Annotated in this window: 18 protein-coding genes and 1 pseudogene; 11 read left to right on the forward strand and 8 right to left on the reverse strand. The window is 73.2% G+C overall.

The window, feature by feature from the left end; translation table 11 throughout:
• Positions 1 to 5 precede the first annotated feature (5 nt).
• Entirely contained in the window at positions 6 to 1,520 is a 1,515-nt protein-coding gene (locus tag VH969_RS18170; RefSeq protein ID WP_331975686.1) for an MFS transporter, read from the forward strand.
• Between the two features lie 25 nt (positions 1,521 to 1,545).
• A complete protein-coding gene (locus tag VH969_RS18175; protein ID WP_331975688.1) occupies positions 1,546 to 2,142 on the forward strand; it encodes a TMEM175 family protein in 597 nt (198 codons plus the stop codon).
• On the opposite strand, the gene VH969_RS18180 is transcribed toward VH969_RS18175, so the two are convergent.
• The gene (locus VH969_RS18180; protein WP_331975690.1) at positions 2,132 to 3,256 is read right to left on the reverse strand and encodes an acyl-CoA dehydrogenase family protein; all 1,125 of its coding nucleotides are present in this window, start codon (positions 3,254 to 3,256) and stop codon (positions 2,132 to 2,134) included. The two genes, VH969_RS18175 and VH969_RS18180, sit on opposite strands and share 11 nt — an antisense overlap.
• Before the next feature lie 131 nt (positions 3,257 to 3,387).
• Here VH969_RS18180 and VH969_RS18185 point away from each other — a divergent pair, with 131 nt between their 5' ends.
• The 3 genes from VH969_RS18185 to VH969_RS18195 are packed head-to-tail and all read left to right on the forward strand — an operon-like array spanning position 3,388 to position 5,907.
• Complete coding sequence (locus VH969_RS18185; RefSeq protein WP_331975692.1) at positions 3,388 to 4,047, forward strand: winged helix-turn-helix transcriptional regulator; 660 nt, start codon at positions 3,388 to 3,390, stop codon at positions 4,045 to 4,047.
• Between the two features lie 40 nt (positions 4,048 to 4,087).
• Positions 4,088 to 4,768: a response regulator transcription factor gene (locus tag VH969_RS18190; protein WP_331975694.1), complete on the forward strand. Its 681-nt coding sequence runs from the start codon at positions 4,088 to 4,090 to the stop codon at positions 4,766 to 4,768.
• The gene (locus VH969_RS18195) at positions 4,765 to 5,907 is read left to right on the forward strand and encodes a sensor histidine kinase (RefSeq protein ID WP_331975696.1); all 1,143 of its coding nucleotides are present in this window, start codon (positions 4,765 to 4,767) and stop codon (positions 5,905 to 5,907) included. Before VH969_RS18190 ends, VH969_RS18195 begins: the two co-directional genes overlap by 4 nt.
• Here the strand turns inward: VH969_RS18195 and VH969_RS18200 are convergent.
• The 4 genes from VH969_RS18200 to VH969_RS18215 all read right to left on the reverse strand — a co-directional run bounded on the left by VH969_RS18200 (position 5,901) and on the right by VH969_RS18215 (position 11,536).
• A complete protein-coding gene (locus VH969_RS18200) occupies positions 5,901 to 8,555 on the reverse strand; it encodes a substrate-binding domain-containing protein (protein ID WP_331975698.1) in 2,655 nt (884 codons plus the stop codon). The two genes, VH969_RS18195 and VH969_RS18200, sit on opposite strands and share 7 nt — an antisense overlap.
• Positions 8,556 to 8,624: 69 nt before the next feature.
• Positions 8,625 to 9,446, reverse strand: a complete 822-nt coding sequence (locus tag VH969_RS18205) for a DUF72 domain-containing protein (RefSeq protein WP_331975700.1) — start codon at positions 9,444 to 9,446, stop codon at positions 8,625 to 8,627.
• A 7-nt stretch (positions 9,447 to 9,453) separates the two neighbouring features.
• Entirely contained in the window at positions 9,454 to 10,701 is a 1,248-nt protein-coding gene (locus VH969_RS18210; protein WP_331975702.1) for an HRDC domain-containing protein, read from the reverse strand.
• Between the two features lie 118 nt (positions 10,702 to 10,819).
• Complete coding sequence (locus VH969_RS18215) at positions 10,820 to 11,536, reverse strand: response regulator (protein WP_260191334.1); 717 nt, start codon at positions 11,534 to 11,536, stop codon at positions 10,820 to 10,822.
• A 254-nt stretch (positions 11,537 to 11,790) separates the two neighbouring features.
• Between VH969_RS18215 and VH969_RS18220 the strand changes: the two genes are divergently transcribed.
• Entirely contained in the window at positions 11,791 to 12,939 is a 1,149-nt protein-coding gene (locus tag VH969_RS18220; protein WP_414638553.1) for a dipeptidase, read from the forward strand.
• A 66-nt stretch (positions 12,940 to 13,005) separates the two neighbouring features.
• Here VH969_RS18220 and VH969_RS18225 read toward each other — a convergent pair whose 3' ends face one another.
• Together VH969_RS18225 and VH969_RS18230 are read right to left on the reverse strand one after the other, a co-directional pair.
• Positions 13,006 to 13,638 (reverse strand): type 1 glutamine amidotransferase family protein, encoded by a 633-nt coding sequence (locus tag VH969_RS18225; RefSeq protein ID WP_331975708.1) that lies wholly within the window; start codon positions 13,636 to 13,638, stop codon positions 13,006 to 13,008.
• Between the two features lie 37 nt (positions 13,639 to 13,675).
• On the reverse strand, positions 13,676 to 14,239 hold the full coding sequence (locus VH969_RS18230) for a DUF3000 domain-containing protein (RefSeq protein WP_331975710.1): 564 nt from the start codon (positions 14,237 to 14,239) through the stop codon (positions 13,676 to 13,678).
• Positions 14,240 to 14,377: 138 nt separating this feature from the next.
• Here VH969_RS18230 and hemE point away from each other — a divergent pair, with 138 nt between their 5' ends.
• The 5 genes from hemE to VH969_RS18255 are packed head-to-tail and all read left to right on the forward strand — an operon-like array spanning position 14,378 to position 19,699.
• A complete protein-coding gene (gene hemE / locus VH969_RS18235; RefSeq protein ID WP_331975712.1) occupies positions 14,378 to 15,436 on the forward strand; it encodes a uroporphyrinogen decarboxylase in 1,059 nt (352 codons plus the stop codon).
• A complete protein-coding gene (gene hemG, locus VH969_RS18240; protein ID WP_331975714.1) occupies positions 15,433 to 16,827 on the forward strand; it encodes a protoporphyrinogen oxidase in 1,395 nt (464 codons plus the stop codon). Before hemE ends, hemG begins: the two co-directional genes overlap by 4 nt.
• 15 nt (positions 16,828 to 16,842) lie before the next feature.
• The gene (hemQ, locus tag VH969_RS18245; protein WP_331975716.1) at positions 16,843 to 17,535 is read left to right on the forward strand and encodes a hydrogen peroxide-dependent heme synthase; all 693 of its coding nucleotides are present in this window, start codon (positions 16,843 to 16,845) and stop codon (positions 17,533 to 17,535) included.
• 5 nt (positions 17,536 to 17,540) lie between these two features.
• Positions 17,541 to 18,953, forward strand: a complete 1,413-nt coding sequence (locus VH969_RS18250) for a CoA transferase (RefSeq protein ID WP_331975718.1) — start codon at positions 17,541 to 17,543, stop codon at positions 18,951 to 18,953.
• Entirely contained in the window at positions 18,947 to 19,699 is a 753-nt protein-coding gene (locus VH969_RS18255) for a metallophosphoesterase (protein ID WP_331975720.1), read from the forward strand. Before VH969_RS18250 ends, VH969_RS18255 begins: the two co-directional genes overlap by 7 nt.
• On the opposite strand, the pseudogene VH969_RS18260 reads toward VH969_RS18255, so the two are convergent.
• Positions 19,681 to 20,064: pseudogene (locus VH969_RS18260) on the reverse strand (S8 family serine peptidase); the annotation flags it as partial. The gene VH969_RS18255 and the pseudogene VH969_RS18260 sit on opposite strands and share 19 nt — an antisense overlap.

Raw genomic sequence — 20,064 nt, forward strand, 5'->3', positions numbered from 1 at the left:
GTGTCATGGGTTCTCCGACGGAGCTGAGTCCGCAGCGGCGGATGCTGGTGCTCGCGATCTGCTGCGCCAGCATCATCGTCGTGGTGATGGACATCTCCATCGTCAACGTCGCGCTGCCGGCCATGCGTCGCGACCTGAACGCCTCGGTGTCCGGTCTGCAGTGGACGGTCGACGCGTACACGTTGGTACTGGCCGGCTTTCTGGTGCTGGCCGGGTCGACCGCCGACCGGGTCGGGCGGCGGCGCGTCTTCCAGATCGGGTTGGCGGCCTTCGGGCTCGGCTCGCTGCTGTGCGGTCTGGCGCCCGGCATCGGCTGGCTGGTCGCCGCGCGTGCGGTGCAGGCCGTGGGCGGCACGATGCTGAACCCGGTCGCGATGGCGATCGTGGCCAACACGTTCACCGACCCGGCCGAGCGGGCGCGGGCCATCGGCGTTTTCGGTTCGATGTCCGGCCTGGCGCTGGCGCTGGGCCCGATCCTCGGCGGCGTCCTGGTCGACGGGCTCGGCTGGCGCGCGGTCTTCTGGGTCAACGTGCCGATCGTGGCCGCGGCGATCGTGTGCACCGCGCTGTTCGTGCCCGAGTCCCGCGCCGCCCGCGCCCGCCGGTTCGACCCGGTCGGCCAGGCGCTCGTGATCCTGGTACTGGGCTGCGTCGTCTACGCGATCATCGAGTCGAGCAGGCTGGGCTGGACCTCGCCGGTCATTCTCGGCCTGCTCGCCCTCGCGGTGCTCGGCGTGCTCGGCGTCCTCGGCTACGAACCGCGCCGCGCCGACCCGCTGCTGGAACTGCGCCTGTTCCGCAGCGTGCCGTTCAGCGGCGCGATCGTGATGGCGCTCGGGGGATTGTGCGCGTTCGGTGCGTTCCTGTTCGTGACCACGCTGTACCTGCAGGACGTGCGGGGCCTGCCGGCGCTGACGGCCGGGTTGTGCGTGCTGCCCGTGGGCGTGGTCGTGCTGGTGCTCTCGCCGCTGACCGGCCGGCTCGTCGGCACGCGGGGTCCGCGGCTGCCGCTGGTGGTGTCCGGGGTCGCGCTAGTCCTGGGGGGTGTGGCGTCGCTCTGGCTCGAACCGGCGACGCCGCTGCCGGCCGTGCTCGTGATCTACCTGCTGTTCGGCGTCTTCCTGGGCACGCTCAACCCGCCGATCACGAACACGGCGGTCGCCGGCATGCCCCGCTCCATGGCCGGCGTGGCCGCGTCGCTGGCGTCGACGGGCCGGCAGACCGGCACGACGCTGGGCGTCGCGATCGCCGGAACGATCGTGTCCCACAGCGGCACGGAGTTCACGAGCGCCGCGCGCGGCGTGTGGTGGCTGGTTCTCGTGCTGGGCGTGGGCATCCTCGTCCTAGGCCTGATCAGCACCGCCCGCCGTGCGCTGGACTCCGCCGGTCGCGCGGCGGCCCTGTTCGAGAAGGTCGACCGCGGCACCGGCCGCGGGGAAACAGCCGGCACCAGGTCCGCGCGGCTGTCCGGGAGCTTGCGAAAAGACCTGGGTACCGGCCCGCGTCCGGGCCGGGCGTGAGCGGTTTCGCCTCTACCCTCACCACGTGAGCGGAACCAAGTCCCCGGAGCGCATGGTCGTCTTCGGCGACGCCGCCGTCGCCATCGCGATCACCGTGCTCGTCCTGCCGCTGACCGAGGCGGTGCCCGAGGCCATCCACGAACACCGGTCCACGATCGACTTCCTCGGCGACCTGCAGGGCGAGATCTACACCTTCCTGCTCAGCTTCGCGGTCATCGCGCAGCTGTGGGCCGCCCACCATCGCATCTTCGAGCACGTCACCGCCTACCGCCCGGCGCTCATGCGCTGGCACCTCGCGTGGGTCCTGACGATCGTCGTGCTGCCGTTCCCGACCGCGATGATCGCCGGGTTCGGCGAAGATCGGCTCACGCCGCTGCTCTACATCGGCACCGTGCTCGCCTCGAGCGGCTGCCTCCTCGCGCTCACCCTCCTCGTGCAACGCGACGCCGAGCTACGCGGCGACGGGTTCACCGAGCGGCAGGTGGTCAACGCCGGCCTCACCACCGCCAGCCTCGTCGTCGCGTTCGGACTCGCGTTCATCCCCGGCGTCGGCTACTTCGCGTTGCTGATGCTGCTGGTACCACCGATCCTGCTGCGCCTGCGCTACCGGCCTACTCGCTGACGCCCGGGTCGCCCAGCGCGAGCTTCCCGGCGTAGGTGAGCGTCGCCTCCGGCGTGAGCGGGTGGAACGTCCCCGCCCGCACGTCGCGGTACGCCCGTTCCATGCCGAACCGAGTGAAGAACGACCGGCCACCCATCACATCCATCGCCAGGTTCACGACCTCGATCGCCTCGGTGACCGCTTGCCGCTTGGCCACCATCACGGTCGCGAGCGCCTCCGGCGCCGCCGTGTAGTCCTCGCCGAGCTCGTCGAGCGCGCCCATCAGCGCCCACCACGCACCGCGCAGCTTCGCGTCCATCAAGCCCACCTGACGGTGCACCCGCGGCAGCTCGGCCGTCGGCACCGAACCGCGCGACCCGCCCGACGCCGCCGTGACTGCGGCGTCCCGCGCACCCGCCGCGATGCCGAAGTACGTCGCCCCGACGATGGGTGCGAAGTGGACGGTCGCGGCCAGCAGCGGTGCGCCGAGCTCGCCGTACGGGCGGTGACCGGAGATCTTGTCCGCCGGGATCGCGACGTCCTCGAGCACGACGTCGTGACTCGCGGTGCCGCGCATGCCCAGCGTGTCCCAGGTCTCCACGATCCGGACGCCCGGCGCGGCCAGCGGCACGCTGAAGTGCATGACGTCGGCGCCCGACCCCGGCTCGCCCAGCACCGCGCACGTCGCGACGACGGTCGCGCCCGGCGACTGGCTGCAGAACGTCTTGCGCCCGCTGACCAGGTAGCCCGTGTCGGTCGGCACCGCCGTCGTCGTCGGCCACAGCCAGTCCGAGCCGCCGCTCGTCGCGATCACGATGCCCTCGGCCGCGATCCGGCGCAGCACGGCCTCCGCGTCCGGCGCGCCCTTGCGCCGGCGGTAGCCCTGCATGAGCGTCAGGTAGGTGTGCATCGCGACCGACAGCCCGGTCGCCCCGTCGTGCCGCGCGAGCTCGGCCTGCGCGTAACAAGCCTGGCGCATCGTCGCGCCGAGACCGCCCAGCTCCTTCGGCACGGTCAGCGCCAGGTAGCCGTTCTCGCGCATCGCGGCGTAGGCCTCCGCGACGAACGTCGCGTCGCGATCGTGCTCCGCCGCGTGCTCGGCGGCGACCGCGCCGACTCGTTCGGCGAGATCCACGAACGCAGCGTCGTCAGGTCGTGACGGAACTGGAAACGTACTGGTTGTTCTGGTTTGAGCGATTGTCATGAGGAGGACGCTAGGAAGCGCGGCGCCCGCGAAGTAGTACAGAAACTGAACTGGAGGGCGCGATGAAGCCGTACGCCCAGTACTGCCCGGTGGTCCGGGCGGTCGAGGTCCTCGGCGACCGGTGGACGCTGCTGATCGTGCGGGACATGCTCGTCGGCGCCACCCGGTTCAACGAGCTCTCCCGCGGCCTGCCCGGCCTCTCCCGCGCGCTGCTGTCCCGGCGGCTGCGCCAGCTGCAGCACGCCGGCCTGGTCCAGCGAACCGGTGACGGCTACGCGCTCACCCGAGCCGGCGCGGATCTGCGCCCGCTCGTGTTCGGCCTCGCCGACTGGGGCGCCCGGTACGCGTTCGGTGATCCGCAGCCCGAGGAGCTCGACCCCGAGGTCCTGATGTGGTGGATGCACGGCCGCGTCGACACCGACGACATCGACAAGCGCGCGGTCATTCAGATCGAGATCGCCGACCACCGCCGCAAGTACTGGCTCGTGCTCGAACCCGGCGACGCGTCGGTCTGCTACACCGACCCGGGCTTCGACATCGACGCCGTGCTCGCGGCCGACCTGCCCACCCTGTACCGCATGTGGCTCGGCGAGATCGAGCTGCTCGACGCCGTCCGCGCCGGCGACATCGGCCTGACCGGGACCCGGTGGGTCGTCCGCGGCCTGCCGGCGTGGCTGCGGCTGAGCCCGGTCGCGGCCAACGTGAAGGCGGCGCGCCGGTAGGCCGGCGAGGCCGGAATGCGAATGTCGGTACCTTTGTACCGTGCGGATTCTGATCGTCGAGGACGAAGAACCCCTGGCCGAGGCGGTCGCCCGGGGGCTGCGTCGCGAGGGCATGGCCGTCGACGTCGCGCTCGACGGCGACGAGGGCCACGAGAAGGCCACCGTCACGCGCTACGACGTCGTCGTGCTCGACCGGGACCTGCCGGGCATGTCCGGCGACGAGCTGTGCCGCGAGATCGTCGCGTCCGGACAGCTGACCCGGGTGATCATGCTGACCGCGTCCGGTTCGGTCGCCGACCGGGTCGAGGGGCTCTCCCTCGGCGCCGACGACTACCTCGCCAAGCCCTTCGCCTTCGACGAGCTCGTCGCGCGCGTGCGGGCGCTCGCCCGGCGGTCCACTCCGGTCACCCCGCCGGTGCTGCGCGCGGGCGACCTCGAGCTCGACCCGGCCCGCCGCACCGTCACCCGCGGCGGCGAGCCTGTCGAGCTGACCCGCAAGGAGTTCGGCGTGCTGGAGGTGCTGCTCGCCGCGTCCGGCTCCGTGGTCAGCAGCGAGGAGCTCCTGGAACGGGTGTGGGACGAGCACGCCGACCCGTTCACCACGACCGTCCGGGTCACCGTGATGACGCTGCGGAAGAAGCTGGGTGAGCCGGGGCTCATCGACACCGTCGTCGGATCCGGCTACCGGGTGCCCGCGGCCGGGTCGGCGACAGGTTCGTGACCGGGTCCCGGCGTGGTCCCGGCCTGCGCGGCCGGATCACGCTGCTCGCGACCGCGTTGGTGGCGCTCGTCGCCGCGCTGTTGCTGTGGCTCGGCTGGATGCTCGCCGGCAACGCCGTCACCACTCCCAACCTGCCGGCCGGCACCACGGTCATCGTCGACGGCGTGCCCGTCAAGGCGGAACAGCTCGCCGAGGTGCTGCGCGACAGCGCCCGGCTGCGGGTGCTCGTCGCCGGGTCGATCGCGTTCGTGTGCGTGGTCCTCGCCACCGCGCTGCTGGCGTGGACGTTCACCGACCGGGTGCTCAAGCCGCTGCGCGACGTCACCGGCACCGCGCGCCGGCTGTCCGCCGAGTCGCTGGGCGAGCGGATCTCGCTGCGCGGACCGCGCGACGAGGTCGCCGAGCTGGCCGACACCTTCGACGCGATGCTCGACCGCCTGCAGGCGACGTTCTCCGCGCAGCGCCAGTTCGTCGCGAACGCCTCCCACGAGCTACGCACCCCGCTGTCGGTGATCCGCACCGAGCTCGACGTCACGCTGTCCGACCCGAACGCCGACGCCGACGAGCTGCGCCGGATGGCCGGCGTCGTGCGCTCCGCGACCATGCGCGCCGGGCACCTCGTCGAGGCCCTGCTGCTGCTCGCGCGCACCGACGGCATGGGCATCGGCCTCGTCGAGCCCGTCGACCTGGCGTCCGTTGTGGACACCGCGTGGCAGCCGATCGCCGCCGACGCCGAGAAGCGCGGCCTGTCCACGACGTTCCACACCGGACCGTCCCCGTCCGCCGGCGATCCGGCGCTGCTGGAACGGGTCGCGGGCAACCTGCTGGAGAACGCCGTGCGGCACAACGTCGACGGCGGCTGGATCGACGTGCGGACCGGCCTGGCGGCGGAGTGGTCGAGCCTGCGGGTCAGCTCGTCCGGGGCGGTCGTGGACCCCGAGCGCGTCGAGGAGCTGTTCGAGTCGTTCCGCCGCGGCGGTGTCGACCGGACCGCGCACGAGGGGACCGGGCTCGGGCTCGCGATCGTGCGGGCCGTGGTGCTCGCCCACCACGGCACCGTCGTGGCCGAGGCCGTCCCCGGGGGCGGGCTGACCGTGACCGTGCACCTGCCGGCGCGCCGTCCCCCGGTAGGTCAGTAGGTCCGCTCGACCAGGTCGACGAGCCCGGCCCGCAGTCGGCCGAACGGCAGCTGGTACCCGCTCGCCGACGACACCTGCATGCCGAGCGCGGTGACCAGGAAGTCGCGGATCGCGGCGGCCGTGCGCGGGTCCCGGTACGACGTGCACGCGGCGACGTAGCCCACGTGCACCAGCGGGTAGGGCACGGTGCCGTCGACCGCGGGTTCGGCGCGGTAGATCGCCTCGGGCAGCTTCGCGTAGTCGACGATGTCGAGCAACGCGGCTTCGACCGCGGCGTTGACGGCACCGGAGTCGGGCAGCGCGGGCTTGCCGCCGGTGACGAGCGTGGCGGCGGGAGAGTCGATCGCACGGGCCCGGCCGGCGGGCACGTAGCCGACGGCGCCCGCGGTCTGCCGGACCGAGGCGAGCACCTCTGAGTCGGAGTTGTGCGTGACGGCGGCCTTGCCGGTGAACTCCGGCCCGTCGCCGGTGCGCCAGCCGCCGGCCGCGGTCAGGTACTCCTGGAACGTCTGGGTCGTCTGCGCGAGGCCGGTGCGGGCGACCACGGTGACCGGCGTCGCGGGCAGGCGGGTGTGCGGGTTCAGCTTCGCGACGGCGCGGTCGTTCCACCTCTTGACGCGGCCGGCGAAGATCGCGGCCACGGTTGGCGCGTCGAGCCGGAGCCGGTCCAGGCCCGGCAGGTCGTAGGTGATCACGAGCGGCGTCAGGACGAGGGGCACCTGCAGGACCAGGTCCTTGTTCGCGGGGGCGCCGGCCCCGGCGCAGCGGGCCGCGGCGGCGGCGATCTCGCCCTGGTTGGCACCGAGCACGTGGTCGGCGACGGCGAAGTCGGTCTCGCCCGCGGCGAACTGCTGGACGCCGAACGCGGTGCCGCCGGGTGTGTAGTCGACCGTGCTGCCGGCACACCGGGCGACCCATTGCTGGGCGATCGCGTTGACCGCGTCGCGCTGGAGGATCGAGCCGCTGGCGTCGAGGTTCTTCGTGCCGCTGCACGAGGGGCTACCGGGTCGGGGCGCACCGCCCTCGGCCGGCCGCGCGCTCTCGGGCACCGCGACGGGCGTGCCGGCGGTCGTGTGGTCCGCGACCAGGGGGACGGTGGCGGCCGCGGCGAGCAGGAGCGCGGCGGCCAGCCCGGCGAGGAGCAGGCGCGGTCGCCGGCGCAGGCGCACCGGCGAGAACGGCCTCGCGACGGTCGTGGTGTCCTCGGTCGGCGGCGCGTAGGCGACCGGCTCGATGACGTGGCCGCGATCCGTGGCGCCGACCGCGGCTGTCTCCGTCGCGGCGGCCGCCGCGACCTCGTCGGCCGCCGCGCGGAGCGCTTCGAGGTCGCGCGGGTCGATGGGCGGCGCGGTGATCGCGGCACTCGCAGCCGCCGGTGGCTCGGCCGGCTGCTCGCCGACCGGTGGGATCGGGAGCGGTGTGGCTGGGCCCGCCGGCGCGGCCGCCTCGGCGGGGATCGGCCCGACGACGGCGTCCGCGGGGATGCCGGCCGACAGGTCGAGCGGGTTGGCCGGCGGTTCGGCGGCCGGGTACGCGAGCGAGCCCGCGGCGGCCGGCGGCATGGCCGCCGGACGGGCGGGCGGTGCCGCGCCGTCCGCGGTCGCGCCGGGTGGGATGGGCCCGACGATCGAGTCGCCGGGGATTCCGGTCGAGAGGTCGAGCGGGTTGGGTGGCGGGCTCGTGGCCGCGTAGGCCAGGGGCTCGGGTTCGGTCGCGGTCGCGTCGGGCGGGATCGGCCCGACGATCGAGTCGTTCGGGATGCCGGCGGAGAGGTCGAGCGGGTTGGCCGGTGGCTCGGCCGCCGGGTAGCTGACGGGTTCCGGTTCCTCGGCGGTCGCGTCGGGCGGGATCGGCCCGACGATCGAGCCGCCGGGGATGCCCGCGGAGAGGTCCAGCGGGTTGTCGGGCGGCGCCGCGGCCGGGTATGCCAGCGGGTCCTCGGCCCCGGCATCCGCTTGGGGCGGGGCCGCGATCGGGCCGACCGCCGCGTCGGACGGGATGCCCGCCGAGAGGTCGAGCGGGTTCGACGGCGGGGCGACGCCGTCGTAGGCGAGCGGATCGCCCGCCGGCTCCGTCCGGCACAGGCGCACGACTTCCGCCGCGGCCGGGCGGTCCGCGGCGTCCGCTGCCAGGCACCTCGCCGCCAGGCCGCGCAGCGGCTCGGGCGGGTGCTCGCCGGCCATGAGCGTGATCAGCCCGCCCAGCGCGTACACGTCCGCCGCCGGATCGCCGTCCACCATGCCGAAGCCGACCACCCGCGGGCCGTCCGCCGGCATCAGCACGTTCGCCGCCGTGAGGTCCCCGTGTGCCAGGCCCGCCGCGTGGATCACCACCAGGGCGGCGGCGACCGCCGCGGTCGTGCGCTGCGCGTCGGCAGCCGGCAGCGGCGCGACCTCGTCCAGTGCCGGGCCGTCGACGTACTCGGTGGCGAGCCAGCCGTCCGCCGCGTCGACCAGAGCGGCGACGTGCGCACCCCGCACCCGGCCGAGCGCCACGGGGTCGCCGTGGAACTCGCCGGGCAGCACCCGGACCGCCACCGCGGTGCCCTCAGCCGACCGGCCCAAGTAGACCGGCCCGGAGCCGAGACGGCCCTGGAGGGTGAACGGCCCCAGTTCGCCGGGGTCGTCGGCGTCGAGCGGTACCAGCACAGGTCGCACCTTTCCGCTCGGTCGGCACCCCGGGATCACCTGGTCGTGTGCGCACCAGGTAACCAAGGGCTACCCACTGCGCAGCCTTTCCAACAGGCCGATCGCATCTCGCGGCGCTTTCACCTTCATGTCGTTGTCGAAATAGGCGTACGCATCAACGCCTTGCTCCGTCCAGCGGCGAATGCGCTCAGCCCAGCCGTCGAGTGCCTCGTCGGTGTAGCCGCTGGCGTAGAGCTCGGTGCTGCCGTGCAGCCGGACGTACGCGAAGTCCGCCGTCACGTCCTCCAGGTACGGCCACTCGGCGGCGGCGTCCGCGACCACCAGGCCGATGCCGTGCCGGCGCAGCAGGTCCGGAAAGGCCGGGTCGGTGAAGCTCGAGTGGCGCACCTCGAGCGCGTGGCGCACCGGCCGGTCCGCGTCGGTGGTGGTCCAGTCGCGGCCGTCGAGCCGTTCGTCGTGCCGGCGCGCGAGCTCGGCCGCGGCCTCGGTGGAGCGCGGCAGCCGGTCGAAGAAGTCGGCGAGCTGCGTCTCGTCGTAGCGGAGCGTCGGCGGCAGCTGCCAGAGCATCGGGCCCAGCTTGTCGCCCAGCGCGAGCACGCCGGAGGCGAAGAAGTTCGCGAGCGGCGCGTCGATGTCCCGCAGCCGCTTCATGTGGGTGATGAACCGGCCGCCCTTGACGGCGAACTCGAAGTCGTCGGGCGTCTGCTCGCGCCACGTCTGGTAGCTCGACGGCCGCTGCAGCGAGTAGAACGAGCCGTTGATCTCGACGGAGTTGACCTGCCGCGACAGGTACTCGAGCTCGCGGCGGTGGGCGAGCTTCGGCGGGTAGAACACCCCGCGCCACGGCGGGTAGACCCAGCCCGAGGTGCCGATCCGGATCCGGCCGGCCACCGCGGTCTCAGTCCTTCGCGACGCCGTTGAGCGCGGTGGCCAGCGCGTCGACGGTCAACGAGATCTGCCACTCGCGCGCCCCGCCGGTCCGCAGCGCCTTGGCCACGGCGTCGTTGGACAGCGGGTCGGGCGGGCGCCAGCAGGTGCGGCGGACGAGGTCGGGCTGCAGGAGGTTCTCGATCGGCAGGTTGTTGGCCTCCGCGATGACCGCGAGCGACGCGCGGGCGGCGGTCAGCCGTGCGGCCGCGACCGGGTCGCGGTCGGCCCAGCGGTTCGGGGGCGGCGGGCCGTCGTGCGGTGGCGACGGGTCGGGCAGCTCGCTCTTCGGCAACCGCGCCGCGTGGCGGAGCGCGCGCACCCACGTCTCGGCGATCCGGCGCTGCGAGCGGCCGCGGAACACCGGCAGCTGTAACAGCGCGTCCTCGTCGTCGGGCGCCGCGATGGCCGCCTGCACGATGGAGCTGTCCGGCAGTACCCGCCCGGGGGCGATGTCGCGCTGCCGGGCGAGCGAGTCGCGGGTCTCCCACAGCGAACGGACCGCGGCGAGCCCGCGCGGCGAGCGGACCCGGTGGATGCCGGAGGTGCGCCGCCACGGCTCGGCCCGCGGCGGCGGGGGCGGGGCGACGCGCAGTGCCTCGAACTCCTCGAGCGCCCACTCGAGCTTGCCCTGGCGGGCCAGCTCGTCCTCCAGCACGTTGCGCAATGGCACGAGCAGCTCGACGTCGAGTGCGGCGTAGTCCAGCCAGTCCTGCGGCAACGGCCGACGCGACCAGTCGGCGGCGCCGTGGCCCTTCTCGAGCCGGTAGCCGAGCAGGTGCTCGACGAGGGTGCCGAGGGCGACCCGCTCGAAGCCGGCGAGCCGGCCGGCGAGCTCGGTGTCGAAGATGCGTGCGGGGCGAAGACCCAGCTCGGCGAGGCAGGGGAGATCCTGCGAGGCGGCGTGCAGCACCCACTCGGAGCCGGCGAGCGCCGCGATGAACGGGTCGATTCGGTCGTTCAGTGCGACCGGGTCGAGCAGTACCGTGCCCGCGCCCTCGCGGCGCACCTGCACCAGGTAGGCCCGCTGTGAGTACCGGTAGCCCGAGGCCCGCTCGGTGTCCACCGCGATTGGTCCCTGGCCAGCGGCCAGCGTGTCCGAGGCCTCGCGCAGTGCCTCGAACGTGACGACGACCTCCGGTGTGCCCTCCGCTGGTTTCGTCAGCAGCACCGGCTCCGGCCGTGCCTCCTCGTTCGTCCCGGTCCCCGATTCACCCACGGCGGATGACCATACGGGACGCGTGTTCACGCTGTGCGCGTAACTAGGTGTTATGGGTCGAACACCGGTGGATCGGGGAGCGCATTGTGCCCCGCGCCCCGATCCACCGAGTGTCAGATCAACGAATCACACCGGCCCGCATGGCCAGTGCGACCATCTGTGCCCGGTCGCCGGTGCCCAACTTCCGGCCGATCCGCGAGAGGTGGCTCTTCACTGTCAGCGCAGACAGGTTGAGCCCCTCCCCGATCTCTTTGTTGGACTGACCGTCCGCGACCAGCTGGAGAACCTCGACCTCGCGAGCGGAGAGCTCGCGCGGGGTGTTGTCGGTGCCAGGAACCCGCGTGCCCGTGGCGAGGATGGGCGCGACGCTCGGGTCGGCGTAGACGCCGCCTTCGAGCACACGCCGGACCCCGTCGGTCACGACCACCGGCGAGGCCGACTTCAGCAGGTAGGCCTGGGCCCCTGCCTGGAAGGCCGAACGCACGGCGTACGGATCGTCTGACGACGCCAGCACCACGATTCGCGGCCAGCCATGGCCACGAAGCTCGGTCACCAGCTCAATGCCACTGCCATCCGGCAGTCCGAGGTCGAGTATCGCCAGGTCGCACGGCCCGGTGGCCAACGCCCTCGCCCTCGCCTCGGCCACCGTGGCAGCCTCGTGGACGGTACCCGCGCCCATCTGGGTCAACCGGGCAGCTATCGCCTCCCTCAACAACGGATGGTCATCGACCACCAGCACCGAGAACAGCTCTTCCCGCGGGTGCGGGACCATGTTCGCCGGCAAGACGCCGGCTGGCGTGGTTCGAACGGCCTGACCTAAGCCGACGGCAGCCACGTCACTACCTCCCTGGAGTCGGTCGTGCCCCCCGACCTACACCGGGACCTTCGGCCAAACAGCCGCGCCGCCATTGGACCGAAAGTGGTGTCGACGAAGGCAGCCTAGCCCCCCAAGCGGGTTAGCGGGATGATCAATTCGTTATCTATCCAATCGAGACATCACTCCGGTGTGCGGATGTAACACGATCGGGTGACTCTTGGTTGGTGACGTAACGCGCTAGCCCCTGTACACGATGAAACGAGGTCGCGGTAGTGGAGATCCGGGAGTTCGAGCGCGCCCGTACGTTGCTCAAGTCCACCCCTCTGGTCGATGGACACAACGACCTACCTTGGGCGTTGCGTTCCGAGCCGGGTGTAGACGCCTCCCGATCGGATGGTTTCGGAATCGACCTGACCCAGACTCAGTCGCAATTGCACACGGACCTACCCCGTCTTCGGGCCGGTGGACTGGGTGCGCAGTTCTGGTCTGTGTACATCCCATGCCGCCTTGTGGGTGACGCTGCGGTGACCGCGGTGGTGCAGCAGTGCGAGCTCGTGCACTCACTGGCGGCAAAATATTCGGCGCATTTGCAAATTGCCGGAACGGCTGCGGAGGCCCGTTCGGCCTTCGCGGCGGGCCGGATCGCGTCCTTCCTCGGTGCCGAGGGCGGGCACAGCATCAACTCTTCCCTGGGTGTGTTGCGGGCTTTGTACCGCCTAGGGGTCCGGTACATGACGCTCACGCACAACGAGAACGTCCCGTGGGCCGACTCGGCGACCGATAAGCCTGCTGTGGGCGGTTTGTCAGATTTCGGTCGTTCGGTGGTCGCGGAGATGAACCGCATCGGCATGCTGGTCGACCTCTCCCACGTGGCCCCGACGACCATGCGCGACGCCCTCGACTGCACGACCGCGCCGGTGATCTTCAGCCACTCCTCCTGCCGAGCCGTCACGGACCACCCCCGCAACGTTCCGGACGACGTGCTGTCACGGCTGGCGGCCAACGGCGGCGTGTGCATGGTGACGTTCGTGCCCAACTTCGTGTCGGAGGCCGTGGTCGCGTGGGACAAGTCCCTCCAGGAGGCCATGGCCGCCGCCGGCGCGGACCACCGGGACCTCGACGAGCGGACGAAGTTCCAGCAGACGTGGTCGGCGCCGCCGAAGCCGAAGGCCGGCATCGAGGACGTGGTCGCCCACGTGGAGCACGCCCGCGAGGTGGCGGGCATCGACCACATCGGCATCGGCGGCGACTACGACGGCGTCGGCTCCCTCCCGGAGGGCCTGGAGGACGTCAGTCGCTACCCCGCGCTGTTCGCGGCACTGCTGGAGCGCGGTTGGAGCGAGAAGGACTGCGCCAAGCTCGCCGGGGAGAACGTGCTGCGGACCCTGGAGGCGGCTGAGGAAGTAGCGAAGTCGAGCTGACCCTCCGCCCGCGAACCGCGACCGAAGATCAACCGCTGCCGGCTTGCCATCCGCGGGCGGACGACCTCACACAGGCTGCGGTAAGGAGTCGACCATCGCGAAGTAGTACTCGGGCCGGCTCGTCTTGTAGAGCTGGTACCAGGCTTCCAGCGTCTCCTCCGACATCACGCCCAACCGAGCCAGCACGTGCCGCGAGAACTCCAGCGGCGCGGTCCCCGAAGCCGTGATGAGGTCCCCGTCCGTGACCGCCGGCTCGTCGACGTAGTGCTCAGCGCCGTGGTAGCCCGGACTGAACTGCCTCAGCGCCTCGAGGTCGTTGCTCGTGTGCGGCCGCGAGTCGAGCATCCCCGCGCCGGCCAGCGCGATGGTCGCGCCGCAGATCGCGGCCACGGGGACTCCGGCGGCCAGGAACTCCCGCGCCTTCGCGAGCACGGGCTCGTACCGCGGCTCCGCCCACGTGTTCGCGCCCGGCAGGATCAGGACGGCGGCGTCGGCGGGGGACAGGTCGGCGAGTGCCACGTCCGGCGTGACGCGCAGGCCGCCCATCGTCGTGACCGGGTCGTGGGTCAGGGCCACGGTACGCACGGGCACCGAGGTGCCCGGTTCGGCGAACATGCGGCCCGTGTTCAGCTCCGGCGTGAGGTACCCGTGTTCCCAGTCCGAGAGCGTGTCCAGCACGAAGAGGTATGCGAACGTCATGACCGGGACGCTAGACCCGGCCACCGACAAGAACGGCTCAGCTGCCCTGCCGCTGGGAGAACATCGTGACGCCGACCGGCGGCAGGCCCACGACGCTCGCCATCAGGTCGCAGAACGCCTCGCCGTGCGGCGCCAGGTCCGCGTTCACCGGTGTCCACGACGCGCGCAGCTCCAGGTCGTCGGTCCGCGCCGGCCCGGAGATGTCGCCGAACCGGGCCGACGACGTGTCCGTCACGGTCCCGCCCAGCGCCGTGTACTCCGCGCCCGTCGCCGCCAGCGCATCGGTCAGCCACGACCAGCCCACGGTGGGCAGCAACGGATCGTCGGCGAGCTCCGCGTCCAGCTCCGCCCGCACGTAGGTGACCACCCGCAGCACCCCGTCCCAGGCCTCCTGGCCCTCGGGATCGTGCAACAGGATCAGCCGCCCCGTGGCGAGCACATCCGCGGGCCCGTTGGCCTCCGCGGTGATCGCGAACGCCCACGGGGCCAGGCGCTGCGGCGGGCGCACGACGCCGAGCTGCAGCTCGGGCCGCGGGCGCACCGACTTGAGCGCCGCGACGGCCTGAGTGAACAGTTCAGGCGCTGCCGACGTCTTGGTCACGACTCGTCACTGTAGGACCACCCGAGTCGGTGAGCGGTGACGGCGCGCCGGACGGGCCGCCGAGTTCATGCGCACAGACTGTGGCTCCGGTGGCTCCGGCGGGCGCTGTCGGACCCGCGTGGCACGATTCATGGTGCTATGACTTCCGTGTCCGACACCGCCTCCCGCGCGGCCACCGCGCCCCTGCTGGTCGCCGCGGCCGGCGGGAAGCCCGCCCACCCGCCGGTCTGGTTCATGCGCCAGGCCGGCCGGTCGCTGCCCGAGTACCGCAAGGTCCGCGAGGGCGTCCCGATGCTGCAGGCGTGCTTCACCCCGGAGCTGGTCTGCGAGATCACGATGCAGCCGGTCCGCCGCCACGGCGTCGACGCGGCCATCCTGTTCTCCGACATCGTGGTGCCGCTCGTGGCCGCCGGCATCGGCGTCGACATCGTGCCCGGCACCGGGCCGGTCGTCGCCGAGCCCGTGCGCACCCGCGCGGCGGCCGAGGCGTTGCCGGCCCTCGAGGCAGGGCAGCTGGACAAGGTGGCCGACGCGATCCGGCTGCTGCGTGCGGAGCTGGGCGACACCCCGCTGATCGGGTTCGCGGGCGCGCCGTTCACGCTCGCCTCCTACCTCATCGAGGGCGGGCCCAGCCGGCACCACGAGCGCACCAAGGCGCTCATGCACTCCGACCCGACCACCTGGCACGCCCTGCTCGGCGCGCTCGCGGCGATCACGACGACCTTCCTCGAGGTCCAGGTGGCCGCCGGGGTGCAGGCCGTGCAGCTGTTCGACTCGTGGGCGGGCACGCTCGCCGAACGGGACTACCGCGAGTTCGTGCTGCCGCATTCCGCCCGCGTGCTGGACGCGATCGAGGGCGTGCCGAAGATCCACTTCGGCGTCGGCACCAGCGAGCTGCTGCCCGCCATGCGGGAGGCGGGGGCGGACGTCGTCGGCGTCGACTGGCGGCTGCCGCTGGACGAGGCGGCCCGCCGCCTCGAGCGGCACGGCACGGCGAAGCCGGTCGTGCAGGGAAACCTCGACCCGGCGGTCCTGCTGGCCGACTTCGACGCCGTCGAGGGCGAGGTCCGGCGGATCGTGGCCGAGGGCCGCGCGGCCGGCGGGCACATCGTCAACCTCGGCCACGGCGTGCTGCCCAACACCGACCCGGATGTGCTGACCAGGGTGGTCGAGCTGGTGCACAGCCTGACGCCATGAACGTGACGGTCGTGGGGGGCGGCATCAGCGGGCTGGCCGCCGCGTACCGGCTGCGCACCAGGCTCGGCCCGGACGCCCGCATCACGCTGGTCGAGCAGACCCGGCGGCTCGGCGGCAAGCTGCGCACGGTCGAGCTCGCCGGCACCCCGACCGACGTGGGCGCCGAGGCCTTCGTGCTGCGCAACCCGGCGGCCGTGGAGCTGGTCCGCGAGCTCGGGCTCGGCGACCGGCTGATCCACCCGCAGCGTGCGGCCGCCACCGTCCGCGCCGGCGGCCGGACGGTCCCGCTGCCCAAGCGCACCTTCCTCGGCGTGCCGGCCGACGCCGAGCAGGTCCGCCCGGTCCTCAGCGCGGCCGCCGCCGAGCGGGTCGCCGCCGAGCCGGACCTGCCGCCGCTGGAGATCGCGGACGACGTGGCCGTCGGCGACGTGCTGGCCGAGCGGTTCGGCCGCGAGCTCGTCGACCACCTCGTCGAGCCGCTGCTCGGCGGGGTCTACGCGGGCCGCGCCGACCGGCTCGGCCTGCGCGCCACCATGCCGGCCCTCGTCGACGCGCTCGGTCCGGCCGGCGGCTCGCTGACCGGTGCCGCCGCGCGCGTGCTCGGGACGCCGGACCCGGGCGGCGCGCCCGTGTTCGGCGCGCTCGACGGCGGCATGGCCGGGCTCGTGGACGAGTTGCGCACGCGGTCGCGCGCCGAGATCCGGCTCGGCCTCCCGGTCCGGGAGCTCCGCCGGGTGGCCGGCGGCTGGGAGCTCGAGATCGGCAGCCCGGGCCGCGCCGAGCTCCACCACGCCGACGCCGTGCTCCTGGCCGTGCCGCCGCCCGCGGCCCGCCGCCTGCTCGAGGGCGCCGTCCCCGCGGCGGCCGCGGTCCTCGCCGGCGTCGAGGTCGGCTCCATGGCCGTGCTCAGCATGGTGCTCCCGGCGGGTACGACGCTGCCCGCCACGAGCGGCGTGCTGCTCGCGGTCGGCGAGCGGCACGCGGACGGGACCCCGTTCACGGCCAAGGCGTTCACGCACACGAGCGTCAAGTGGGGTGGCGGGCCGGTCCGGCTGCGCGCGTCGATCGGCCGGGTCGGCGAGACCGAGCTGCTGCGTCGCGACGACGCCGACCTGCTCGCCGCGGTCCGGGCCGATCTGCGCGAGCTGACCGGGGTCGACGCCGCCCCGGTCGACTGGACGCTCACCCGCTGGGGCGGCGGCCTGCCGCAGTACGGCGTCGGCCACGCGGCGGCCGTGTCCGCGATCGAACGCGCGGTAGCCGAGGTGCCCGGACTCGCGCTCGCGGGCGCCACCTACCGCGGCGTCGGCGTCCCCGCGTGTGTGGACAGTGCACGCCTCGCGGCGGACCGTGTCGCGGAGCACCTTCTGACGCGGGCACATGCGGGGTAGTGGGAATATGGCGCCATGGCCCGCCTGAACTACACCGAGTTGAACGACACCCTCCGGTACACGATGTGGTCGGTGTTCCGCGCGATTCCCGGGCAGCTGAGTGACGATCGCGGCCCGGCGGCGACCGAGGCGCAGGAGTATCTGGACGGGCTGGAGACCAAGGGCGTCGTCGTGCGCGGCGTGTACGACGTCGCCGGGCTGCGGGCCGACGCCGACTTCATGATCTGGTGGCACGCCGAGGAGATCGAGCAGCTGCAGGCCGCGTACGCCGGCTTCCGCCGCACCGCCCTGGGCCGCGCCACCGCCCCGGTGTGGAGCCAGGTCGCGCTGCACCGCCCGGCCGAGTTCAACAAGAGCCACATCCCGGCCTTCCTCGCGGGCGAACCGGCCCGCAAGTACCTGTGCGTCTACCCGTTCGTGCGGTCCTACGAGTGGTACCTGCTCCCCGACGAGGAGCGCCGCACGATGCTCGCCGAACACGGCAAGATGGCGCGCGACTACTCGGACGTGCGAGCCAACACCGTGGCCTCGTTCGCGCTCGGTGACTACGAGTGGATCCTCGCCTTCGAGGCCGATGAGCTGCACCGCCTGCTCGACCTCATGCGGCACCTGCGCGGGAGCACCGCCCGCCGGCACGTGCGCGAGGAGATCCCCTTCTACACCGGCACCAGACTGGCTCCCGCGGAGCTCGTCTCGAACCTGCCCTGACGACCGTGCCGACAGACACGCTCGCCGCGCTCTGGAAGGACGTCACCGGCACCGACCTCGGCCCCGTGACGTTCACCGGTGACGACCACCCGCTCCCCGGCCCGTACCGGGTGGGCGACGCGGCCGCGGCGTGCGTCGCGGCGACGACGCTGGCCGCGGCCGAGCTCGTCCGCGAGCGCGGCGGCCACCCGAAACCAGTCGAGGTCCACATCGGACACGCGGCGGAGGCGTTCCGCAGCGAGGCGCACCTCTCGGTCGCCGGCGAGGAGCCGGGCGCGCTGTGGGCGTCGCTGTCCGGTAACTACGAGGCCGCGGACGGCTGGGTGCGGTTGCACGCGAACTACCCGCACCACGCCGAGGCCATCCTGCGCGCGCTCGGTACCGACGCCGACGGCGTGCGCGCCGCGGTGGCCGCGCGAACCGCCGTCGAGGTCGAGGACGCCGTCCTCGCCGCGGGCGGCGCGGCCGCGGCCATGCGCGATCGCGAGTCCTGGCTCACCGACGGTCCCGGCCGGGCCGTGCGCGCCGAGCCGCTGGTCGCGCTGGAGCGCATCGGCGACGCCCCGCCCCGGCCGCTGCCCCAACTGGACCGGACGCGCACCGACCGGATCCTGGCCGAGCAGGCGCTCGTCGACCGGTCCTCGCCGGGACAGCTGCTCGCCGTGTGGACGCTGGACGACCGCGCGCTGACCGGCGTGCGCGTGCTGGACCTGACCCACGTGATCGCCGGCCCGGTCGCCGCCCGCACGCTCGCCGCGCACGGCGCCGACGTCCTGCACGTGACCGACCCGAAGCGCCCGGTGCTCCACCGCATCGTCATGGACACCGACTTCGGCAAGCGATCCTGCCACGTCGACATCGACACGCCCGCCGGCCGCGACACACTGGGCGAGCTGGTCGCCGGCGCCGACGTGTTCGTCCAGTCGTACCGGCCGGACTCCTTGGCCCGCAAGGGTTTCGGGGCCGCGCGGCTGGCCGAGCTGCGACCCGGCATCGTCGTGGTGAGCCTCTCCGCGTACGGCCACACCGGACCGTGGCGGGACCGGCGCGGCTTCGACAGCCTGGTGCAGATGTCGAGCGGCATCGCCGCGGACCAGGGCATGGACCGGCCGCGCTCGCTGCCCGCCCAGGCCCTGGACCACGGCACCGGCTGGCTGGCCGCGCTCGGCGTGCTGACCGCGCTGCGCCGGCGTGCCGTCGAGGGCGGCTCGTGGCAGGTGAAGCTCTCGCTCGCGCGCACCGCCGAGTGGCTGCACGACCTCGGCCGCGACACCACGCCGCACACTCGCGTCGACCTCGCGCCCTACCTCGACGAGGCCGACAGCGACTACGGCCGGCTCAGCTACCTCAAGGTGCCCGGCGCGTCGGCCCCGCTCGCCGGCCCGCACCGGCCCGGAGCGGACCCCCCGGCATGGTGACCTTCGCGCACCTCAGCGACATCCACCTCGGCCAGGACCACGACCCGGCCCGGGCGCTGCGCCGCGCGCGGCGGGTCGTCGGCTACCTCGACGCGCTGCCCGGCGAGATCGACGCGATCCTGCTGACCGGCGACATCGCCGACCACGGGGCGCCGGCGGAGTACCGGGCCGCGCGCGAGCTCCTGGCCACCGCGCGGTTCCCGGTCCTCTCGTGCCCGGGCAACCACGACGATCGGGTCGCCTACCAGCGGCACTTCCTCGAGGCGGCCGACGACGGCGGCGAGCCGGTGAACCAGGTGCACCACCTGCCCGGCGCCACGGTGGCCATGTGCGACTCGACCATCCCGGGCCGCGACGACGGCATCCTCGACGACACGACGCTGCGCTGGCTCGACAAGGTCCTCGCCGACGCGCCGGCCGACGAGCCGGCGTTCGTGTGCTTCCACCACCCGCCGGTCGTCCTGCACCACCCGCTCGTCGACGGCATCCGGCAGTTCGGGGCGGCGAACCTCGCGGAGATCGTCGAGCGGCACCCGCACGTGGCGGCTGTCCTCTGTGGACACGCGCACACGTCCGCCGCGTCCACGTTCGCCGGCCGCCCGCTGCTCGTGGCGCCCGGCGTGGTGTCGACGGCCGTGCTGCCCTTCGAGAGCAGCACGCCCATCGACTTCGAGCTACCGCCGGCGGTCGCCTTCCACGTGCTGGCCGACGACCGCCGGCTGACCACTCACTTCCGCAGCTTGTAGGCCCGGATCAGGGTCTCCTTCACGGTGTTGCCGTCCCGGTCGGACGCCGACACGCGCAGCGAGACCGACTCCGCGCCCGCCGGGTGTTGCAGCGCCGCGACGAGGTTCACCAGCACCGGCACCCGCTGCCACGTCCTGCCCTCGTCGTAGGACGCCTCGACGGTCACCCGCCGCGGCCGCGCGTACGCGCCCGTCTCGTCCTGCAGCACCAGCGGCACCAGGAACGGCTTGCCGGCCTTCGCGCTGTCCTGCTCGTCCAGCACCGGCGTGAAGTGCACGGTGTTCAGCGCCAGCGCCGCCGGCTCCTCGCCGTCCACATGGGACGACCGGAACGTCCACTCGGCACTGATCGACGTCGCCAGGTC

The organism is Actinophytocola sp. (assembly GCF_036555685.1).
Taxonomy (GTDB): domain Bacteria; phylum Actinomycetota; class Actinomycetes; order Mycobacteriales; family Pseudonocardiaceae; genus Actinophytocola.

Coding starts and splice junctions, on each gene's coding strand:
- hemQ (WP_331975716.1), top strand. CDS start 16,843: ATGGCCCGCCTGAACTACACCGAGTTGAACGACACCCTCCGGTACACG.
- VH969_RS18185 (WP_331975692.1), top strand. CDS start 3,388: ATGAAGCCGTACGCCCAGTACTGCCCGGTGGTCCGGGCGGTCGAGGTC.
- VH969_RS18170 (WP_331975686.1), top strand. CDS start 6: ATGGGTTCTCCGACGGAGCTGAGTCCGCAGCGGCGGATGCTGGTGCTC.
- hemE (WP_331975712.1), top strand. CDS start 14,378: ATGACTTCCGTGTCCGACACCGCCTCCCGCGCGGCCACCGCGCCCCTG.
- VH969_RS18255 (WP_331975720.1), top strand. CDS start 18,947: ATGGTGACCTTCGCGCACCTCAGCGACATCCACCTCGGCCAGGACCAC.
- hemG (WP_331975714.1), top strand. CDS start 15,433: ATGAACGTGACGGTCGTGGGGGGCGGCATCAGCGGGCTGGCCGCCGCG.
- VH969_RS18225 (WP_331975708.1), bottom strand. CDS start 13,638: ATGACGTTCGCATACCTCTTCGTGCTGGACACGCTCTCGGACTGGGAA.